We start from the raw sequence: 16,456 nt of genomic DNA on the forward strand, positions 1-16,456 counted from the left end.
GCCTTCGTGCGGTCGTGAATCCGGCACTCGCGCGGCCAGGCATGGCGGCACCGCGCGCCCGGCGGCGTTGCGGCGCCAAACACCCTTCTTGGCCTGCGCCGGTCGGGTTAGACTCATCGCAGCCTCGGGGGAGGCGGCAGGCGGAGGCACGTTTCTCGTCCGGAGGGTCTGACTCATGTCCGCACGTCCCCGGCGTTCGTTTGCCTCGCTCTGTGCCTGGACCGCGGTTGCGCTCGGCTTCGTTGCGACCGTGCCGTCGGTCGAGCCCGCCTCCGCAGGCGGCGTGATCGCGCGCGCCCTGCGACGCTCGACGGCCATCAGCGGCCACTCCGGCCGCTGGCTGATCGACGGCAAGGGCCGCATCGTCACACTTCACGGCGTCAACATGGTGGCCAAGCTGCCGCCCTACGATCCGGCCGCTCTCGGCTTCGGCGAGGACGACGCGCAGTTCCTGGCCGGCGAAGGCTTCAACACCGTGCGCCTCGGCATCATCTACAAGGCGCTGGAGCCGGTGCGCGGGCAGTACGAGGATGCCTACCTCGAATCCATCGCCGCCACCGCGCGCATGCTGGGGCGCGCAGGCATTCACGTGCTCGTGGACTTCCATCAGGATCTCTTCAACGAGCGCTTCAGCGGCGAAGGGTTTCCGGATTGGGCGGTGATCGACGACGGCCTGCCGGCCGAGCCGGACGCCGGATTTCCGGGCAACTACTTCCTCATGCCGGCGCTGTGGCGCGCGTTCGATCATTTCTGGGCCAACGACGCGGCACCCGACGGCACGCCGCTGCAGGACGCGTATGCCGACGCGTGGGCACACGCCGCCACGCGCCTTCGACGCGAACGCGCGGTCTTCGGCTACGACATCTTCAACGAGACCTGGCCCGGCTCGCAGTACCCGACGTGCATCAATCCTGAGGGCTGCCCGGTCTTCGACGCCACCGCCACCGAGTTCGCCAGGAAAGTGTTCGCGCGCATCCGTCAGGCTGACACGCAAAAGCTGGTTTTCTACGAGACGCATCCAGTGTTCGGCGCAGGCGCCGACGTGCACATCGGCGACACCGGCGACGACAACGCCGGCTTCTCCTTCCACGTCTACTGCCTCGGCGCCGCCGCCGGCGTGCCCGAGCAGTACCTGGGAATGCTTGCGTGCCCGCTCGGCATCGATCGTCCTTTCGAGCGGGCGCAGGCGCAGAGCGATCGCACCGGCGACGCGCTGCTGATGAGCGAATTCGGCGCCACGGACGACCTTGGCGCGCTCTCGCGCGACGTCGAAGCCGCCGAGCGTCACATGATGTCGTGGCAATACTGGTCGTACTGGAACCGCGACCCGTGCTGCGACCGACCGCACGAAGGCGTGATCATCGATCCTGCGCTCCCGCCAACGCCCGACAACCTCAAGCAGGCCAAGCTCGACGTGCTCGTGCGGCCGTACCCGCGCGCCGTTGCCGGCACGCCGGTCTCGTATGATTTTCACGCCGACGCCGCGGATCGTCTGTTCGAGCTCGTCTACGAGAGCGACCCGGCGGTGCGGGCACCCACCGAGATCGTCGTGCCGGCGCGCCACTATGCGGGCGGCTACACGGCGAAGGTGACGGGCCCTGCGCGCGTCGTCTCCCGGCCCGGTGCCGAGCTGCTGAAGCTCCGCACCACCGGTGCAGGCCCGGTGCGCGTCGAGGTGCGGCGCGCTCCGTGACGCCGCTCGTGGCTGCAGTCCTCTACACGATGATTCCTGCCGCGTCAGCGAAGCACTTCGCACACCGCTTCATTCGGCGTAGCCGGAGGATGCACGCAGTACGTTGCGCGAAGCTGCTTGCTGGAGAACTTCCCGCTCATGCGGGCCCAGTGGTGGGAAGCATCGGCGCAGGCGAAATTGGCGCCCACGAAGCTGCCGAGTGGCGGGACCATGATCTTGCCGCCGTAGGCTGTGACGCCGGCGGGATTGATGAAGGCCAGATCGATTTCAGCCGCTCGGATGTCGGACAGGTTCGAGATCTTGATGAAGCAACCGTCCGACGGCGATGCCGACACCGGACTGCTGGCCAGAGTCGCGGCCGAAGCGGGCGCGGCTGCGAGCACGATCAAAAGGGCGAATGTCGCTGAGATTCGTGGCATTGGGTGTTCTCCTTTTCCGCAATCGCGCGTGCGACGACATTGGCGGTGGCATCGGCGAGCGGTCAAGGGCCTTGGGAACTTTCGGCTTGCGGGTGCGGCGTCCGGGAGCGGGCCACCAACGCGGGCCTCGCGCACGATGCGCTGCGCGGCGAACGTACCGACGGCGTCTTAAGGCATCGCGCAGACTGGCGCACGGGATGCGCGTCAGCCGAGAAACCGCGCGCGCACCATGTCCAGCGCCGCTTGCCGCGACGTCACCGTCCCCTCGAGCTGAGCATCCTCGACGGCCTGCAGAATCTCGCGGTAACGCGGCCCGGGCGGCAGTCCCATGGCCTTCAGGTCCTCCCCCGTCAGCAGGCGCGGCGGCCGCATCTGTTCCGGCGGAAGCTCGGCAAGCGCCTTCTTCGCGAACTCGTGATGCGACAGGTCGCCGCTCGAAGAGAGCGCGTCGATGCGGGTCAGCTCGAGCAGCTCCTCGATCCCTTCCTGACGCAGAAAACGCTTCAGCGTCGACGACCGCATCTGCGGGGCCGTGGTGTGTCGCAGGTGCTGATCGACGAGCCACGCCACTCGCTCGGCGACGGCATTGCTTCGACGGAGCCGGCGGCAGATCGCCGTGGCCATCCCGGCGCCGATGGCAGGATGCCCGTAGAACGTGCGGCGGCCGTCTTCGGTGGTCGCCGCCGTCTGCGGCTTGGCGATGTCGTGCAGCAGCACGCCCAGGGCCAGCGTCTCGCTGCACGGACGTGGAAGATGACCCAGGCACATCATCGTATGCGTGAAGACGTCGCCCTCGGGGTGGTGATCCGGCGACTGCATGCACGTCTTCAGGAGAGAGACTTCGGGCAGCACATGCTCGAGCAGCCCGAGCTGCTCCATCAGCTCGAAGGCGCGCCGTGCATCGCCTTCGGTGAGCATGCGGACGATCTCCTCGCCGATGCGCTCGGCCGATACCTCCTGGATGTGCGCGGCGACGCGCGCGATCGCAGCGGCGGTGGCCTCCTCGATCGAGAAGCCGAAGCGGGCTGCGAAGCGCACCGCGCGCAGCAGCCGCAGGCGGTCCTCCGCGAACCGCTTGCCCGGATCGCCGACGGCGCGAACGATGCCAGCGGAAAGATCGGCCTTCCCGCCGACGAAATCATGGACACGGCCCGCCACCGGATCCTCGAACATCGCGTTGATCGTGAAGTCGCGACGCAACGCATCCGCTTCCATGCTCGAATAATGAACGGAGGTGGGCCGGCGGCCGTCCACGTAGTCGCCGTCCTCACGGAAGGTCGCGACCTCGAAATGATGCCCGTTGGCCGGCACGAGCAGAATTCCGAACTGCCGGCCGACCGGGATCGTGCCTTCGAAGAGCGACTCGACGTCGTCGGGCAGCGCCGAGGTGGCGATGTCGAAGTCGGAGGGCTCGCGGCCGAGCAGCGTGTCTCTCACGCAGCCGCCTGCGAACACGGCCTGGTGGCCGTGCTCCTGCAGCGTTCGCACGATCGAGAGGGCGGCCTCGCGCAGCATGGCGCGATGGTCCCATGGGCAGTGTAGCCGGTAAAGGCCCGGATCGCGGACTTTGCACGAGCATGTGCATGCAGAGCGCGCCACGAGCGGCGGCCACTGCCTGGCACCGCGCGCCGCGCCGTCGATGCCGGCCGTCACTGGCGGTGCAGCGGCATCCGGGGCAGGATGCGCGACCGTGAGCGAGGCCGCGCGACTTCTTCCTCTCCTGCCGTCGGTCGACCGAGTTCTGTCGAGTCCGGAAGCCGAAGAGCTCGAAGCCTTCTCGCGCGGCGCCGTCACCAGCGCGGTACGCGGGGTGCTCGAATCCCTGCGCGAGCGCATTCGAAGCGGGGGCAGCGTCGGCGCGGGTGACATCAGCATTGCCGCCGTCGTCGACGCCGCCAGCCGCAGCCTGCGCGCGGCCAACGGCGCGCGCCTTCGGCGCGTCGTCAACGCCACGGGCGTGGTTCTGCACACCAATCTCGGCCGCGCCTGGCTCGCGGATGCAGCCATGCAGGCCGTCGTCGATGCCGCCGGCGGCGCCTGCAACCTCGAGTACGATCTGGCGCGCGGCGAGCGCGGCGACCGTGACGATCTGGTCGAGGAGCACCTGTGCGAGCTGACCGGCGCCGAGGCCGCCACCGTCGTCAACAACAACGCCGCGGCGGTGATGCTGGTGCTGAACACGCTGGCCGACGGTCGCGAGGTGATCGTCTCGCGCGGCGAGCTGATCGAGATCGGCGGTGCGTTTCGGATACCCGAGATCATGAGCAAGAGCGGGGCCATCCTGCGTGAGGTCGGGACCACCAACCGCACGCACGTGTCCGACTACCGCAGCGCCGTCGGTCCGCGCACTGCGCTGTTCATGAAGGTTCACACCAGCAACTACCGCATCGTGGGTTTCTCCTCGTCGGTTGCCATCGAAGAGCTGGCCGCGCTGAAGACGGAGCTGCAGCAGGAGGACTCAGCCGGCGTCGTTTCCGCGGATCCCCCCGACGTTGCAGCTCGCCAGCCCCTGCACGTGATCGAGGACCTGGGTGCGGGCGCCCTCGTCGATCTGACGCAGTGGGGACTGGCGCCCGAGCCGCTGGTGGGCGAGCGCGTGCGCGCCGGCGCCGACATCGTCACCAGCAGCGGCGACAAGCTGCTGGGCGGCCCGCAGTGCGGGATCATCGTGGGCAGGCGCGAGCTGATCGAGCGCATGCGCCGCAATCCGCTGAAGCGCGCGTTCCGTTGCGACAAGATGACGCTGGCGGCGCTGGAGGCCACGCTGCGCGTGTACCGCTACGACCCGGCACCGCAGATCGAAATCCCGACCTTGCGCTACCTGCTGCGGCCCGTCGAGGATCTGCGCATCGTCGGCGAGCAGGCGCTGGCGCTGCTCGCAGCGCAGCTCGGCGACGAATTCGCTCTCGAGCTGGTCGAGACCCGCGCGCAGTCCGGCAGCGGCTCGCAGCCGGAGGTGGCCATCGCTTCGCTGGCCATCGCGGTGCGCTCGGCCGCGCACAGCCCCGACGCCATCGCCCGCCGCTTCCGCGCCGCCGATCCTCCCATCATCGGTCGCATCGAGCGCGACACCTTCCTTCTCGACCTGCGCCTGATCGACGATCCACGCGATCTCGTTCCGCATCCGGGCCAGGCTTGAGCATGTCGCAGACCGACATCTCCAGACCCGATCCGATCAAGGCGATCGTCGGCACGGCCGGGCACATCGACCATGGAAAGTCCGCGCTGGTGCGGGCGCTGACCGGCATCGAGCCGGACCGACTGCCCGAGGAGCGCGAGCGCGGCATCTCCATCGAGCTCGGTTTCGCGTACCTGGCACTGCCGGGCGGCGAGCGCGTCGGCGTCGTGGACGTGCCGGGGCACGAGCGCTTCATCCGCCAGATGCTCGCCGGAGCACACGGCTTCGATCTGGTGCTGGTCGTGGTCGCGGCCGACGACGGCGTGATGCCGCAGACCGAGGAGCACTTCGACATCGTCCACCTTCTCGGCGTGCGCCGCGCGATCTTCGTCATCAGCAAGGCCGATGCGGTGGCGCCCGAACGCGTCGAGCAGGTCCGCGAGGAGATCGAGATCCTTGCCGCCGGGACGCCTTTCGAGGATTCGCCCGTCATGGCCGCCTCCGCACTTACCGGAGAGGGCATCGAGCCGCTGCGCGAGCTCATCACGCGCACCCTGGCCACGCTCCCGCCGCGCCAGACGGCGAAGCTGCCGATCCTGCGCATTCCGGTCGACCGGGTCTTCGTCATGAAGGGCCACGGCGTCGTCATCACCGGCACGGCCCTGTCGGGCGCCGTCGCCGTCGGCGACGAGGTGCGCGTGCTGCCGGCCGGCAACGTCGGTCGCGTTCGCGAGGTGCAGGTGCACGGCGCCGCTGCGGCGTTTGCAGGCGAAGGGCAGCGCGTCGCGCTCAACCTCTCGGGGCTCGGAAAGGACGACGTCGCCCGCGGCGACACGATCGCCGGCATGGGCGCCGAGCTGACGACGTCGCGGCTGGACGTTCGCGTCGAGGTCCGGCCGAGTGCGGGCCGAGCACTGGAATCGCACGTGACGGTGCGTCTGCATCACGGCACGCGCGAGACGATGGCACGCCTCATCTGGCTCGATGGCGTGCGCGAGGTCGCGCCGCGCTCCTGCGCGTACGCACAGCTGGTGACCGAGGAGCCGCTGGTCGCATGCATCGGCGACCGCTTCGTCATCCGCGATCAGACCGCGCAGCGCACGCTCGGCGGCGGCGTGGTACTGGTGGCCAGGGCCGAGCGTCACCGCGTGGCACGCGTGAAGATGGCGCCGCTGCTCGAGGCGATGGAGAAGGGAGAGCCCGCCGACCGCCTTGCGGCGGTACTGGAGATGTCGCCTGCGCTCGCGCTCGACCCGCGCGAAGCGGCGCTGGCCGCGGGCATCGATGCCGACTCCATTGCCGCCATCGCGGGCGACCAGCAACGTGGCAGCCCTGCAGGTCGCCACGGCAACTCCGCGCCGCAGATCGAGGCCTTGCCCAGGGGCGGTCCGCCGCAGGTGCTGCTGTCGGCGCAGCGCGGCCGCCAGTTTCGCCAGCACCTTCTCGATGCGGTCGCGGCCCATCACCGCCAGCATCCCAACCTGCCGGGCATAGACCTCGAGCACCTGCGCGGAGCGCTTCGGCCCGTGCTGGACGCGCGTCTGTTTCGCATGATCACGGACGATGTCATCGCTTCCAAGCAGCTCGCGCGCCGCGGCAACCTGCTTCACGAGCCGTCGCACGCGCCGAGCCTTGCCGGCCTCGATGACGAGCTGGCGGCCAAGGTGCTGGCGCGCCTGCGAGCCGCGCAGAACATGCCGCCGCTGCTCAAGGAGCTGGCCGACGAGCTGCGCGTGGACGTCAAGCGCGTGACGACCGTGGCCGGCGTCCTGGTCGAGAGGGGCGAGGCGGTCAAGGTGCTGTCCGACATGCTCTTCGCCCGCGAGGCCATCGATGCGATGGCCGCCGCGCTGCGCGAGCATCTGACGGGCCGAGGCGAGATCACGGCTTCGGGCTTCCGCGATCTCATTTCCGCCTCGCGCAAGTACTGTATACCTTTGCTCGACTACTTCGACCGAAGCGGTCTGACGGTTCGCGTGGGCGACGTGCGCAAGCTGCGTCGCGGCTGAGCGCGTTTTTTCAGGAGGCACAGCGATGGCGGCAACGACGAAGTCCCGAACCTCCAGCAAGCGCGCGCCTGCGCGCGGGCGCACCGCCACCAAGAAGACGGTGCGCGCGAAGGCTGGAGGCGGCACCGGTCGTGCGGCGCTGAAGGCAAGGCCAGCGGTGCAGCTGACGGCCGAAGTCACCTCGGGCGGCTGCGCGTGCAAGCTTGGCCCCGCCGACCTGCGCGGCATCCTGTCGAAGCTTCCCTCGGTCCCGCATCCCAGCGTGCTCGTGGGCACCGAGACGGCGGACGATGCCGGCGTCTACAAGATCGGCCCGACGCAGGCGCTGGTGGCCACCGTCGATTTCTTTCCACCGATGGTGGACGACCCGTACACGTTCGGCCAGGTGGCGGCCACGAACGCCCTCAGCGACGTCTACGCGATGGGCGGTAAGCCGATGCTGGCGCTGAGCATCGTCGCGTATCCGTCGGCGAAGCTGCCGATGGAGATCCTGTTGCGCATCATGGAAGGCGCCAGCGAGCGCGTGCGTGCCGCGGGCGCCGTCATCATCGGCGGGCATTCGGTCATCGACACCGAGCTCAAGTACGGCCTGGCCGTCATCGGCTCGGTGCATCCGCGCCGCATCTTCCGCAACGGCGGCGCACGGCCCGGCGACGAGCTGGTGCTGACCAAGCCGCTCGGCACCGGCATCGTGTGCTCGGGCATCAAGAAGCGTGTCGCACGCGAGGACGAGATCGGCTTCGCCACGGCATCGATGACCACGCTCAACGACGTTGCCGGCTCGCTGCTGCACGAGTACGGCGCTCGTGCCTGCACCGACGTCACCGGCTTCGGGCTTGCAGGGCACGCCACCGAGATGGCCGAGGCCTCCGGCGGCGTGCGCTTCGAGATCGATTCCAACCAGATCCCGCTGCTGCCCGGCACGGCCCGGCTGGCCGAAGACGGCTTCCTGACCGGCGGCTCCAAGCGCAATCGCGAGTGGCTGGGGCCGCGGCTTGCGTTCGGGGCGGACGTGGCGCCGGCGCTGCGCGAGGCCGCCATCGATCCGCAGACCTCGGGCGGACTGCTGGTGGCGCTCAGGCCGGGCCGCGCCGAGCGGTTCGTCGAGGCGCTGCACAAGAAGGGCCTGCGTCCGGCGCTCATCGGCCGTGTGGTCGAACGGCCGAAGTCGTCCAAGGTCGTGGTGGCGATCCACTAGGACGCTGCCCGTGCAGGCGATCCGTGGCGCGCGCGGCGCACGCGAGGCCTTGTCACCCCGGCTCGCCAGCCTTGGAATGAACGGCCGAAACACGCATGATCGGCCATCGCCGCGCCGACGCCGCTGCTCGAGCCGGCCGCGCGGGCAATCGAAGTCACTTCTGCGTTAGGAGAGCACGATGTTGGATATGCTGACTCGTATCGGGCGCGTTTCGCGCGTGATCTGCATGCTGGGAGCCTTGACGATGGTCGCGGCATGCGACCCCGGCAAGCCCGGCGACGATGACCATGCCAAGCCGGCCAACGCGCCCGCAGCCACACCGGCCGCCGCTCCCGCCTCCGACAAGGCGCCGGCCGCCGATGCCGCCAAGAACGATGGCAGCCCCGTCATTGCCACCTACGCCGGCAAGTCCTTCACCGAGAACGACTACAAGGAGGCTACCGCCAGCCTCAACGCTCGCGCGCGCAAGAGCCTCAACGACAGTCCGGACCGGCGCAAGCAGTTCATCGAGAACCACATTCTCTCCAAGCTGATCTTCGAGGAAGGCGTCAAGCGCGGCCTCGACAAGAAGCCGGAAGTCCGCAAGAAGCTCGACGAGCTGCAGCAGCACCTGGTCGTGCAGCAGGTGATGGAGGAGCAGCAGGAAGCGACGGTCACCGACGAAGACGTCAAGGCGTACTACGACGCGCACCAGCAGGAATTTTCCACCGAGCGCGTCAAGGCCAGCCACATCCTGGTCGACGACGAAGCGCTGGCGCGCGACATTCACGCCCAGGTCAAGGCGGACCCGTCGAAGTTCTCCGAGCTGGCCGCCAAGCATTCCAAGGACCTCTCCAACGCCAAGCGCGGCGGCGACCTCGGCCTGTTCGGCCGCGGCCGTATGGTCAAGGAGTTCGAGGAAGCCGCATTCGCCCTGCAGAAGGACGGCGACATCTCGGAGCCGGTCAAGACGCGCTTCGGCTGGCACATCATCCAGCGCACCGGCCGCGAGGACGGCACCATCCAGCCGTTCGATCAGGTCAAGAACCAGATCAAGGTGAAGCTGGTCAGCGAACGCCGCCGCGAGAAGACGACCGGCTTCCTCGAAGAGCTGAAGCAGAAGAACCAGCTGAAAATCGATGAAGCGGCGCTCGCCAGCGCCAAAGCCAGCGACGCGCCGGCGGAAGAAGAGGCGGCTCCTGCAGGCGGCCACTGACGGCCCGCCAGCACCCCTCCCGACAACGCCTGTCCAAGAAAAGGCGGCCAAGGCTCCCGTGGCCGCCTTCCTTTTCCGCGCGGGCGCTAGCGACGCCCGTCCAACGCTCGACGCTAGAGAGAGCCGTAGTAGTGATCGGCTAGCCCTTCATCGTCGTACGCGTCGATGCGGATCGGCTTGACGTCATCGGCCGGCTTGAACGGCACGCGTAGACGCACCGCCGACCCGTTCGGCTCGACGTAGGCTACGGTGTCCTCCTCGACGCGCGCCCGGACTCTGGCCAGCGAATTGTCGTCGGCTGCCGAGACGATGACGTCGTAGGTGCCGTCGCCGGTGGATTCGATTGCATCGATTCGAATGCGCGGCGGTGCGTGCCACTGGCCTTCCTGCCCTTCGGGCGTGACGCGCAAGGTGAGCTCCGGCTCCAGCACGATGCCGTGCGAGCCTTCGGTCAGGAACAGCTTGACCTTGGGTGGATCGGCGGCGGTGCCGAGCAGCCGCACGCGGAAGTCGAGCTGCTTCATGGCTGCCGGCGCCAGCTCCTCGATCATCTCGCTGCCCTCGACGATCTCGAAGTGCTCCGAGAGCGGGTTCTCCAGCCGCACGCGCAGGCGCGTCGCGGGACCGTCGCCGCGATTCTCCACGTCCACGTGCACTTCGAGCGAGCCGTCCTCGCCGGCGGCGGGCGCGATGCGGTGGCGGAAGGCCAGGTAGGGACGCGGCGCCTCCTGGATCGTCAGCACGACGGGCTGCGTCTTGGTGATCTCGCCTTCATCGTCGAACAGCAGCGCGGTGACGCGCACGCGGCCGGTGCGGGCGCCGAGCGGCGGCTTGGCCTTCAGCGTCCAGCTGCGCGTGGCCCCTGGATCGATCCGACCGAAGGCGACGGCCTTGCCCGTCAACCCGGCGCTGGTGGATTCGAGGAGGCCCCGCAGCCGGTAGTAGGGCGCACCGGTCTTGTTGGTCAGGCGCACCTCGACTTCGCTCTCGACCCCGGCCTTCAGCGGCGTCAGCGGCCGCACCTCCAGCTGAAAATCGTTGGTGCCGGACGGGCGCGGCCCGAACGTCCAGTCCAGGCCGCGCTGGTACATGAAGTCGACGATCTCGGAGTCGGCCGACTCGCTGGTGAGCTGCAGGAATTCGCGCGCGCCGTCCATCATGGCCGTTGCCGATACGCTGCCGTGGTTGCGCATCATGGCTGCAGCGATCTCGAGCGTACGGTCGACCTTCTTGTCATCCTCGAGCTGGCCGTCCTCCTCGGCCTCCTCGGGGTGGGTCAGGAGCCGCTCGGCTTTCTGCGCATCGGCTTCGGGGAAGTCTTCGGCGAAGGCGATCGTGTAGGCCGGCTTGCGCGGCTCGTCGTCAGCCCATTTCGGCCGGCGCAGCCAGAACGGCAGGTCGGAGCGGTGGGCGGGGAAGGGAATGGAAAGGCGGCCCTGACCGACGCGGAACGTCAGCACCTCGACGTCGGGCGCCAGGCCGCCGCCGGGGATGGGCTCGCCATTGGGCAGGAAGTGGCCGACGGTCATCTTGAGCGTGCTGTCCGGATCCAGGGGATACGTCTTTTGGATCGTGCCCTTTCCGAAGCTGTGCTCTCCGACCACCAGGGCGCGGTCGTGGTTTCGAAGGCTGGCCGCCAGCAACTCGGAGCCGGAGGCCGTCATGGGCGAGGCCAGGAATAGGACCGGCAGATCGCGAAACGGGGTGTCGGGCGTGGCGCGGATCTCGGTGGCCAGTCCACGCGCGGCGCGGCCCTCGCGGCCGGCGGTATTGATGAGGACGCCCTCGTCCAGGAACAGGTCGCCGATGGCCGAGCTGCCCAGCATCGAGCCGCCCGAGTTCTTGCGCAGGTCCACGATCACGCCCTTGACCTTGCCCTCATCGACGGCGTCGGCGACCTGGGTGCGGAAGTCATCGGGCGTGGTCTGGCTGAAGTGCGTGATTTCCGTGTAGAGCACGTCGCCCGGCAGCGTCTTCGTGGTGACCGACGGGATCGTGACGATTCCGCGAGTGACTGTCACCTGCCTGGGGGCGGGCTCGTCCTTGCGCTGGATCGTCAGGACGACGCGCGTGCCTTCTTCGCCTCGGATGCGCTCGACGGCGTCCGTGACCAGGATGTTCTTTGCCGACATCTCGTCGATGCGCAGGACCTGGTCGCCGTCCTGCAGGCCCGCCTTCTGCGCGGGCGACCCCGCATAGACAGACAGCAGCACGAGGTGATCGTTGCGCGTGCCGATGCGCGCTCCGATGCCAGCCAGCTTGCCCTGGAACTGGATGTTGTGCTCGGCCTGCCGCTTCTCGTCGAAGACAGCGGTGTACGGATCGAGCGCGCCGACGACGCCGCTGAGCAGAAAGGACTCGAGCGGCGGCATTTCCTTGGGACGCTGCCGCACGCAGTGCTCGACGAAGCTGCCGATGATGCGCAGCGGCTCCTCGAGGCCCCGCACGCCGGCATCGCGCGGCAACTCCACGCGCAACTCGCAGTCGGGGCTGGTGAGCAGCCAGGCGGTCTCTTCCAGTTTCTTGGCCTGGAAATCCTCGATGTCGCGCTCGTACGCATCGAGCGCTTCCTTCATCAGGCGCTTGGGCTGGAGCTCATCTGCGAACAGGTATTGGCGCTCGAGGAGGGACAGCCCGGGCCCGAGCGCTGCGGCCGCGCAGGGGGCGGCGGCCAGAAGAACGAAGATGTAGGTAGCGGCGAGCTGGGGCAGGAGGAGGCGGGCCAGCCGGCAAAGGAGGTTTCGTCGCAAGTCGGGCCGTCCGTTCCTTCGTGCCGCGCAGGAATTGTCAGGATGCGGCAGAGAGAAACGGTATCGGCCCGACGAGCGACGGAAACAACTTTTACAGCCAGCCCTGCTTCACGAGCAGAACCGCTGCCTGAGTGCGATTGCCGACGCCGATCTTGCGGAAGATGCGCTTGAGCTCCGACTTCACCGTCTCGCGGGAGACGTGGAGGCTCACGGCGATCTCCGCATTGGTCAGGCCGTCGCAGACGAGGCGCAGGATCTCCTTCTCACGTTCGGTGAGGTTCGGGCGCGGACGCTCGGGATCGAGCTTGTAGGCGCTGTTCGAAGCCATCGGCCGCATCGGTGCCCCGCTGCCCCTAACACCAACGCCCGTACCATGCATGGGATTGCTCTCCGAATAGATTCCGTTGGATTCGATTTTCACAGGTGCCTTCCTTGTAGTTGGTCTGCAGGTCTGTCTTGCGTAGATGAACGAAAGAGCGAGCACTCTTCATAGGCAAGTAGTGTGCCACGTTTAAGGGACGGCGAAAACCCTGAGCACGAGTTAAGTTCGTGGAAAACCGAGGTTTTCCAATCTGTTGCCGAGGAAGGGGTAAGTCCCGATCGTTGCGCATGTGCAAGAGGCGCCGAGACTGCTGCGCAGATGCCCGAAATAAGCCTCGAATCGGGGACTATTGCACGGAAGCGGTGGTGTCGTCGCGGTGCTGCTCGATCGCCACGGCCAGGTCGTACTTGGGATCATCGAGCGTGCCGCGGACGCGGCGGCCCTGGATGAAGATCGTGGGCGTCGACGTGATGGCAAGGCGCGCGCCGGCGCGGCAATCCTCGATCACCGCCGGCAGAGTCTGCTTGCTGTCGAGACAGGCCCGGAACTTGTCCAGGTCCAGCCCGATCTTGCCTGCCAGCCGCACCAGGTTCTCGGCGAAGAGCTGGCCCTGGTTCTCGAACAGGATCTGCGTCATGGGCTCGAGCTTGCCCTGCTGCCCGGCGCACTCGACGGCCTGCGCCGCCTTGCACGCGTTGGGATGGATCGACGCGGGCACCGCCTCGTTGCACGAGGCGTCCAGCGGAAAGTGCCTGTGGACCAGCTCAACCACATCGGGCTGCCGCTCGCGAAGCTTGACCAGCGTCTGAAAGTTCTTGCGGCAGTGGCCGCACTCCATGTCCGAGAAGTCGACGATGGTGACCTTGCCGGCCTTCGGCGCCTCGTGCCCTTCGCGAAGCAGGCTGGCGACGTCAACGACGGGCAGCGCCGTGTACCAGGCATAGAAGTCAGGGTCGGCTGCTCGCGCCTCTTCCAGAGAGCCGATGCCGGCCGTGGCCGTGGCACGCGGCCATGTCACCAGGGCAAGAAAAGCGACGGCGACCACTGCACCGGCCAGCGTCATGCCGGCGGCGCCTGCCGTAAGGCCCTGCGAGCCCAGACGCCGCGCCTGTCGCGAAGCGGCGAGGACCAGCGCCGTCAGCGCCAGCGCCACCACGTACAGGCCCATGCACAGCAGGCACACGGTCTGCAGGACCGCTGCCGAAATGACCGCCATGTATGCGGAAAACACCACGGCGCCGATGACCAGGATGGTTGCCAGCCGTAGATGTGTCTGCTGGCGGGCACCGCTGGATCTGGCGGCCATGAAGAAGAGGACGGCCATCGTCACGTAGGCGGCCAGCGCCAGCCACGCCACGGGAATCCCTGCCAGCCTGGCGTAGGAGCTCGACAGCACGGCGTCGCAGTTGATGGAGCTGTTGACGCTGCAGAAGCTCTCGTAGGTCGCGCCCATCGAGGCAATCTGCGCGTGAACGTACGAGATGGTCGCGGCGATGCCCACGCCCACCAGCGAGGCAGCAGCGGCCATGAACAGAGTGCGGGCCAGCGCGCGCCGCTGCTGTGGAAACGAGGCGTCCAGAGAAGACTCCGAGGCGAGCGGGAACCCTAACGACGCGTACCCAGGTTTGCAACTTTGCCGGCTCGCGCCAGTGCTTCCGCTTCCGCGTCCCTCCCGAGCTGCCGCAGGCACGCAATGGCTGCGTGCAGCGCCTGCACCGGTGCGCCGGGCATGGAGGCCGACGCCTTGTAGTCCTCGACGGCAGTCTGACAGCCTTGCACGCGCTGGCGCGCCACTCCGCGATTGAAGCGCACCAGGGCGGTGTCGCCGCCGAGCGAGATGGCCGCGTCATAGGCGGCGATGGCCTCGTCGTTGCGGCCGGCTGCCAGCAGCGCCTCGCCATGCTCGACGCGCAGCGCGGGATGCTTCGGAGACAGCTCAACGGCGCGGCCGAAGGCGTCGGCGGAATCGCCATGCCGCTGCAGGACGCGATAGACGAGCGCGATGTTGTGCCAGGCGCGGCCCAGACGCGGGTCCTGCTCGAGCGCCCGGCGATAGGCTGCTTCGGCTTCCGTGAAGCGGCCGGAGCGTACCAGCGCATTGCCGAAATTGTAGGCGGCGACGGTATAGCCGGGGTGGATGGCCAGCGCCTCGCCGAAGTGGCGGCGCGACTCCTCCAGTCGCCCGAGGTGTCCGAGCGCCGAGCCGAGCTCCATGTGTGCGCGTGCGCTGCGAGGCACCGCCGCCACCGCCGATTGGAACAACGAAACGGGCGTGCGCCATTGCGCGGCTCGCCGCATGTCGACGGCCATCCAAGTCGCGGCAACCAGCGCGAAGCCGGCCAGGGAGGCGGCGGCGCTCCGGGAGCGAGGCAGCCAGGCGAAGCCGGCACGTCGCGGCGTGGCCGCAGCCGTTCCAACCGCGGCCTGCAAGACCGCCGCCGCGCCGATGCACAGCAGAGCGGAGGGCAGATAGAAGAGGCGCTCGCCCATCACCGTGCCAATCGGGTAGACGACATTGGACACGATCGAATACGACGCGGCCGCCAGCAGCACGGAGGCCGCCACGGCCGGCATGGTGCGTCGCCACCGCCACGCCGCCCATGCGCATAGCGTGACCACGGCCAGCGCCAGCAGGGAATACCGATCGGCGAGGAAGCCTTCTCCGATGCCGAGAGCGTCGTAAGAGTAGTCGATGCTCAGGCGCTGCGGCCACATCGTCAGCCACAGGTACCGGCCAAGCACCGAGATGGCGCCGAGCAGGCGCGTCGGCAGCGGCAACACGCTGAGCTGGTTGTCGAGGATGTCGTCCTCGGCATCGGGCAGGGCAGGGCCCTCGGCCGCAACGCGCATCAGCGCGTACACGGAGAATGCGAACGTCAGGACGACAGTGGCCAGGACGTCGCGCGTGGCGAGCGTGCGCCGCGCGGGCAGCGCATCGCCGGCGCGCGCCGCATCGCTGGCTTGGATGCGTGTGGCGCCGCTGCCGCGCGCCGCATCGCTGGCTTGGATGCGTTTGGCGCCGCTGCCGCGCGACGCGTCGCCGGCGCGTACGCGTGTCGGGCCGCCGCCGCGCGCCTCTGCTCCGAACACGAGCGCGAACACGAGCGGCGCCGCAAGCACCGTCACCGTGTTCTCCTTGCACATCATTCCGGCAACGACCGCTGCCGCAGCCGCCGCCAGATAACCGGGCCTGCCGCTGCGACGATAGCGCAGCGACCAGGCGGCCGCCGCCAGGAACGCGGCGGCCGCGCCGAGCTCGGCGCGGCCCACGGCCCAGATGACGGCCTCGCTGTGAATGGGCAGCAGGCAGGAGGCCAGCGCCGCCACGGCAGCGCTCCACGGAGCAAGGCCGAGCGCGCGGCCGAGCACGAACACGAGCCAGCTCACCAGCGCATGCATCAGGTAGTTGGTGACGTGAAAGGCGAACGGCGACAGGCCGGCGGCCGCGCGGTTGAGCGCGAACGAAAGCGTGGCCAGCGGCCGGTAGCCGGGCGCATCGGCGCGGCCGCCGCCCCACCACGAGAAGCTCGAGAAGATGCCCGAGATATCGAGAGGTCCGACGACCCATTCGTTTTCGACGATGGCGTTGATGTCGTCGGAGACGAACTCGGCCCGCACGCCGGGCCAGTAGGCCGCGGCCGTCAGCGCCAGGGCCGCAGCGAAAACGGCGACGGGAAAAGCGGCGTTCTGCGGCCGCACGCCGTGCCTCAGGCCGCCATCGATGGAAGGCAAGAGCGTGGCACGCGCACGCG

Annotated in this window: 11 protein-coding genes; 5 read left to right on the forward strand and 6 right to left on the reverse strand. The window is 68.5% G+C overall.

The genetic code is table 11. The annotated features are described in order from the left end of the window. Positions 1–250: 250 nt before the first annotated feature. Positions 251–1,693: a cellulase family glycosylhydrolase gene (locus VEC57_05205; GenBank protein ID HYB98515.1), complete on the forward strand. Its 1,443-nt coding sequence runs from the start codon at positions 251–253 to the stop codon at positions 1,691–1,693. Between the two features lie 44 nt (positions 1,694–1,737). On the opposite strand, the gene VEC57_05210 is transcribed toward VEC57_05205, so the two are convergent. Beyond that, the gene (locus tag VEC57_05210; GenBank protein ID HYB98516.1) at positions 1,738–2,112 is read right to left on the reverse strand and encodes a hypothetical protein; all 375 of its coding nucleotides are present in this window, start codon (positions 2,110–2,112) and stop codon (positions 1,738–1,740) included. 204 nt (positions 2,113–2,316) lie between these two features. Next, positions 2,317–3,627: a CCA tRNA nucleotidyltransferase gene (locus tag VEC57_05215; protein HYB98517.1), complete on the reverse strand. Its 1,311-nt coding sequence runs from the start codon at positions 3,625–3,627 to the stop codon at positions 2,317–2,319. Positions 3,628–3,802: 175 nt separating this feature from the next. Between VEC57_05215 and selA the strand changes: the two genes are divergently transcribed. The 4 genes from selA to VEC57_05235 all read left to right on the forward strand — a co-directional run bounded on the left by selA (position 3,803) and on the right by VEC57_05235 (position 9,632). Beyond that, positions 3,803–5,251, forward strand: coding sequence for an L-seryl-tRNA(Sec) selenium transferase (selA, locus tag VEC57_05220; GenBank protein ID HYB98518.1), 1,449 nt, complete (start codon positions 3,803–3,805; stop codon positions 5,249–5,251). 2 nt (positions 5,252–5,253) lie between these two features. Next, on the forward strand, positions 5,254–7,239 hold the full coding sequence (selB, locus tag VEC57_05225) for a selenocysteine-specific translation elongation factor (GenBank protein HYB98519.1): 1,986 nt from the start codon (positions 5,254–5,256) through the stop codon (positions 7,237–7,239). A 25-nt stretch (positions 7,240–7,264) separates the two neighbouring features. Beyond that, positions 7,265–8,437: a selenide, water dikinase SelD gene (selD, locus tag VEC57_05230; GenBank protein HYB98520.1), complete on the forward strand. Its 1,173-nt coding sequence runs from the start codon at positions 7,265–7,267 to the stop codon at positions 8,435–8,437. 187 nt (positions 8,438–8,624) lie between these two features. Further along, positions 8,625–9,632, forward strand: coding sequence for a peptidylprolyl isomerase (locus VEC57_05235; protein HYB98521.1), 1,008 nt, complete (start codon positions 8,625–8,627; stop codon positions 9,630–9,632). A 113-nt stretch (positions 9,633–9,745) separates the two neighbouring features. Here the strand turns inward: VEC57_05235 and VEC57_05240 are convergent, their stop codons facing one another. The 4 genes from VEC57_05240 to VEC57_05255 form a co-directional block, all read right to left on the reverse strand. After that, positions 9,746–12,382: a S41 family peptidase gene (locus tag VEC57_05240; protein HYB98522.1), complete on the reverse strand. Its 2,637-nt coding sequence runs from the start codon at positions 12,380–12,382 to the stop codon at positions 9,746–9,748. 91 nt (positions 12,383–12,473) lie between these two features. Continuing rightward, positions 12,474–12,803 (reverse strand): response regulator transcription factor, encoded by a 330-nt coding sequence (locus VEC57_05245; GenBank protein HYB98523.1) that lies wholly within the window; start codon positions 12,801–12,803, stop codon positions 12,474–12,476. A gap of 247 nt (positions 12,804–13,050) precedes the next feature. Then, the gene (locus VEC57_05250; protein ID HYB98524.1) at positions 13,051–14,232 is read right to left on the reverse strand and encodes a vitamin K epoxide reductase family protein; all 1,182 of its coding nucleotides are present in this window, start codon (positions 14,230–14,232) and stop codon (positions 13,051–13,053) included. A 77-nt stretch (positions 14,233–14,309) separates the two neighbouring features. Next, positions 14,310–16,436 (reverse strand): tetratricopeptide repeat protein, encoded by a 2,127-nt coding sequence (locus VEC57_05255; protein ID HYB98525.1) that lies wholly within the window; start codon positions 16,434–16,436, stop codon positions 14,310–14,312. Positions 16,437–16,456 lie beyond the last annotated feature (20 nt).

This window comes from Candidatus Limnocylindrales bacterium (genome assembly GCA_035626395.1).
Classification (GTDB): domain Bacteria; phylum Desulfobacterota; class Binatia; order UBA1149; family CAITLU01; genus DASPNH01.

Excerpts from the sequence above, each read along its gene's own strand:
- VEC57_05210 (HYB98516.1), bottom strand. The coding sequence starts at position 2,112 with ATGCCACGAATCTCAGCGACATTCGCCCTTTTGATCGTGCTCGCAGCC.
- VEC57_05215 (HYB98517.1), bottom strand. The coding sequence starts at position 3,627 with ATGCTGCGCGAGGCCGCCCTCTCGATCGTGCGAACGCTGCAGGAGCAC.
- selB (HYB98519.1), top strand. The coding sequence starts at position 5,254 with ATGTCGCAGACCGACATCTCCAGACCCGATCCGATCAAGGCGATCGTC.
- selD (HYB98520.1), top strand. The coding sequence starts at position 7,265 with ATGGCGGCAACGACGAAGTCCCGAACCTCCAGCAAGCGCGCGCCTGCG.
- VEC57_05235 (HYB98521.1), top strand. The coding sequence starts at position 8,625 with ATGCTGACTCGTATCGGGCGCGTTTCGCGCGTGATCTGCATGCTGGGA.
- VEC57_05250 (HYB98524.1), bottom strand. The coding sequence starts at position 14,232 with ATGGCCGCTGCTGCCTCGCTGGTGGGCGTGGGCATCGCCGCGACCATC.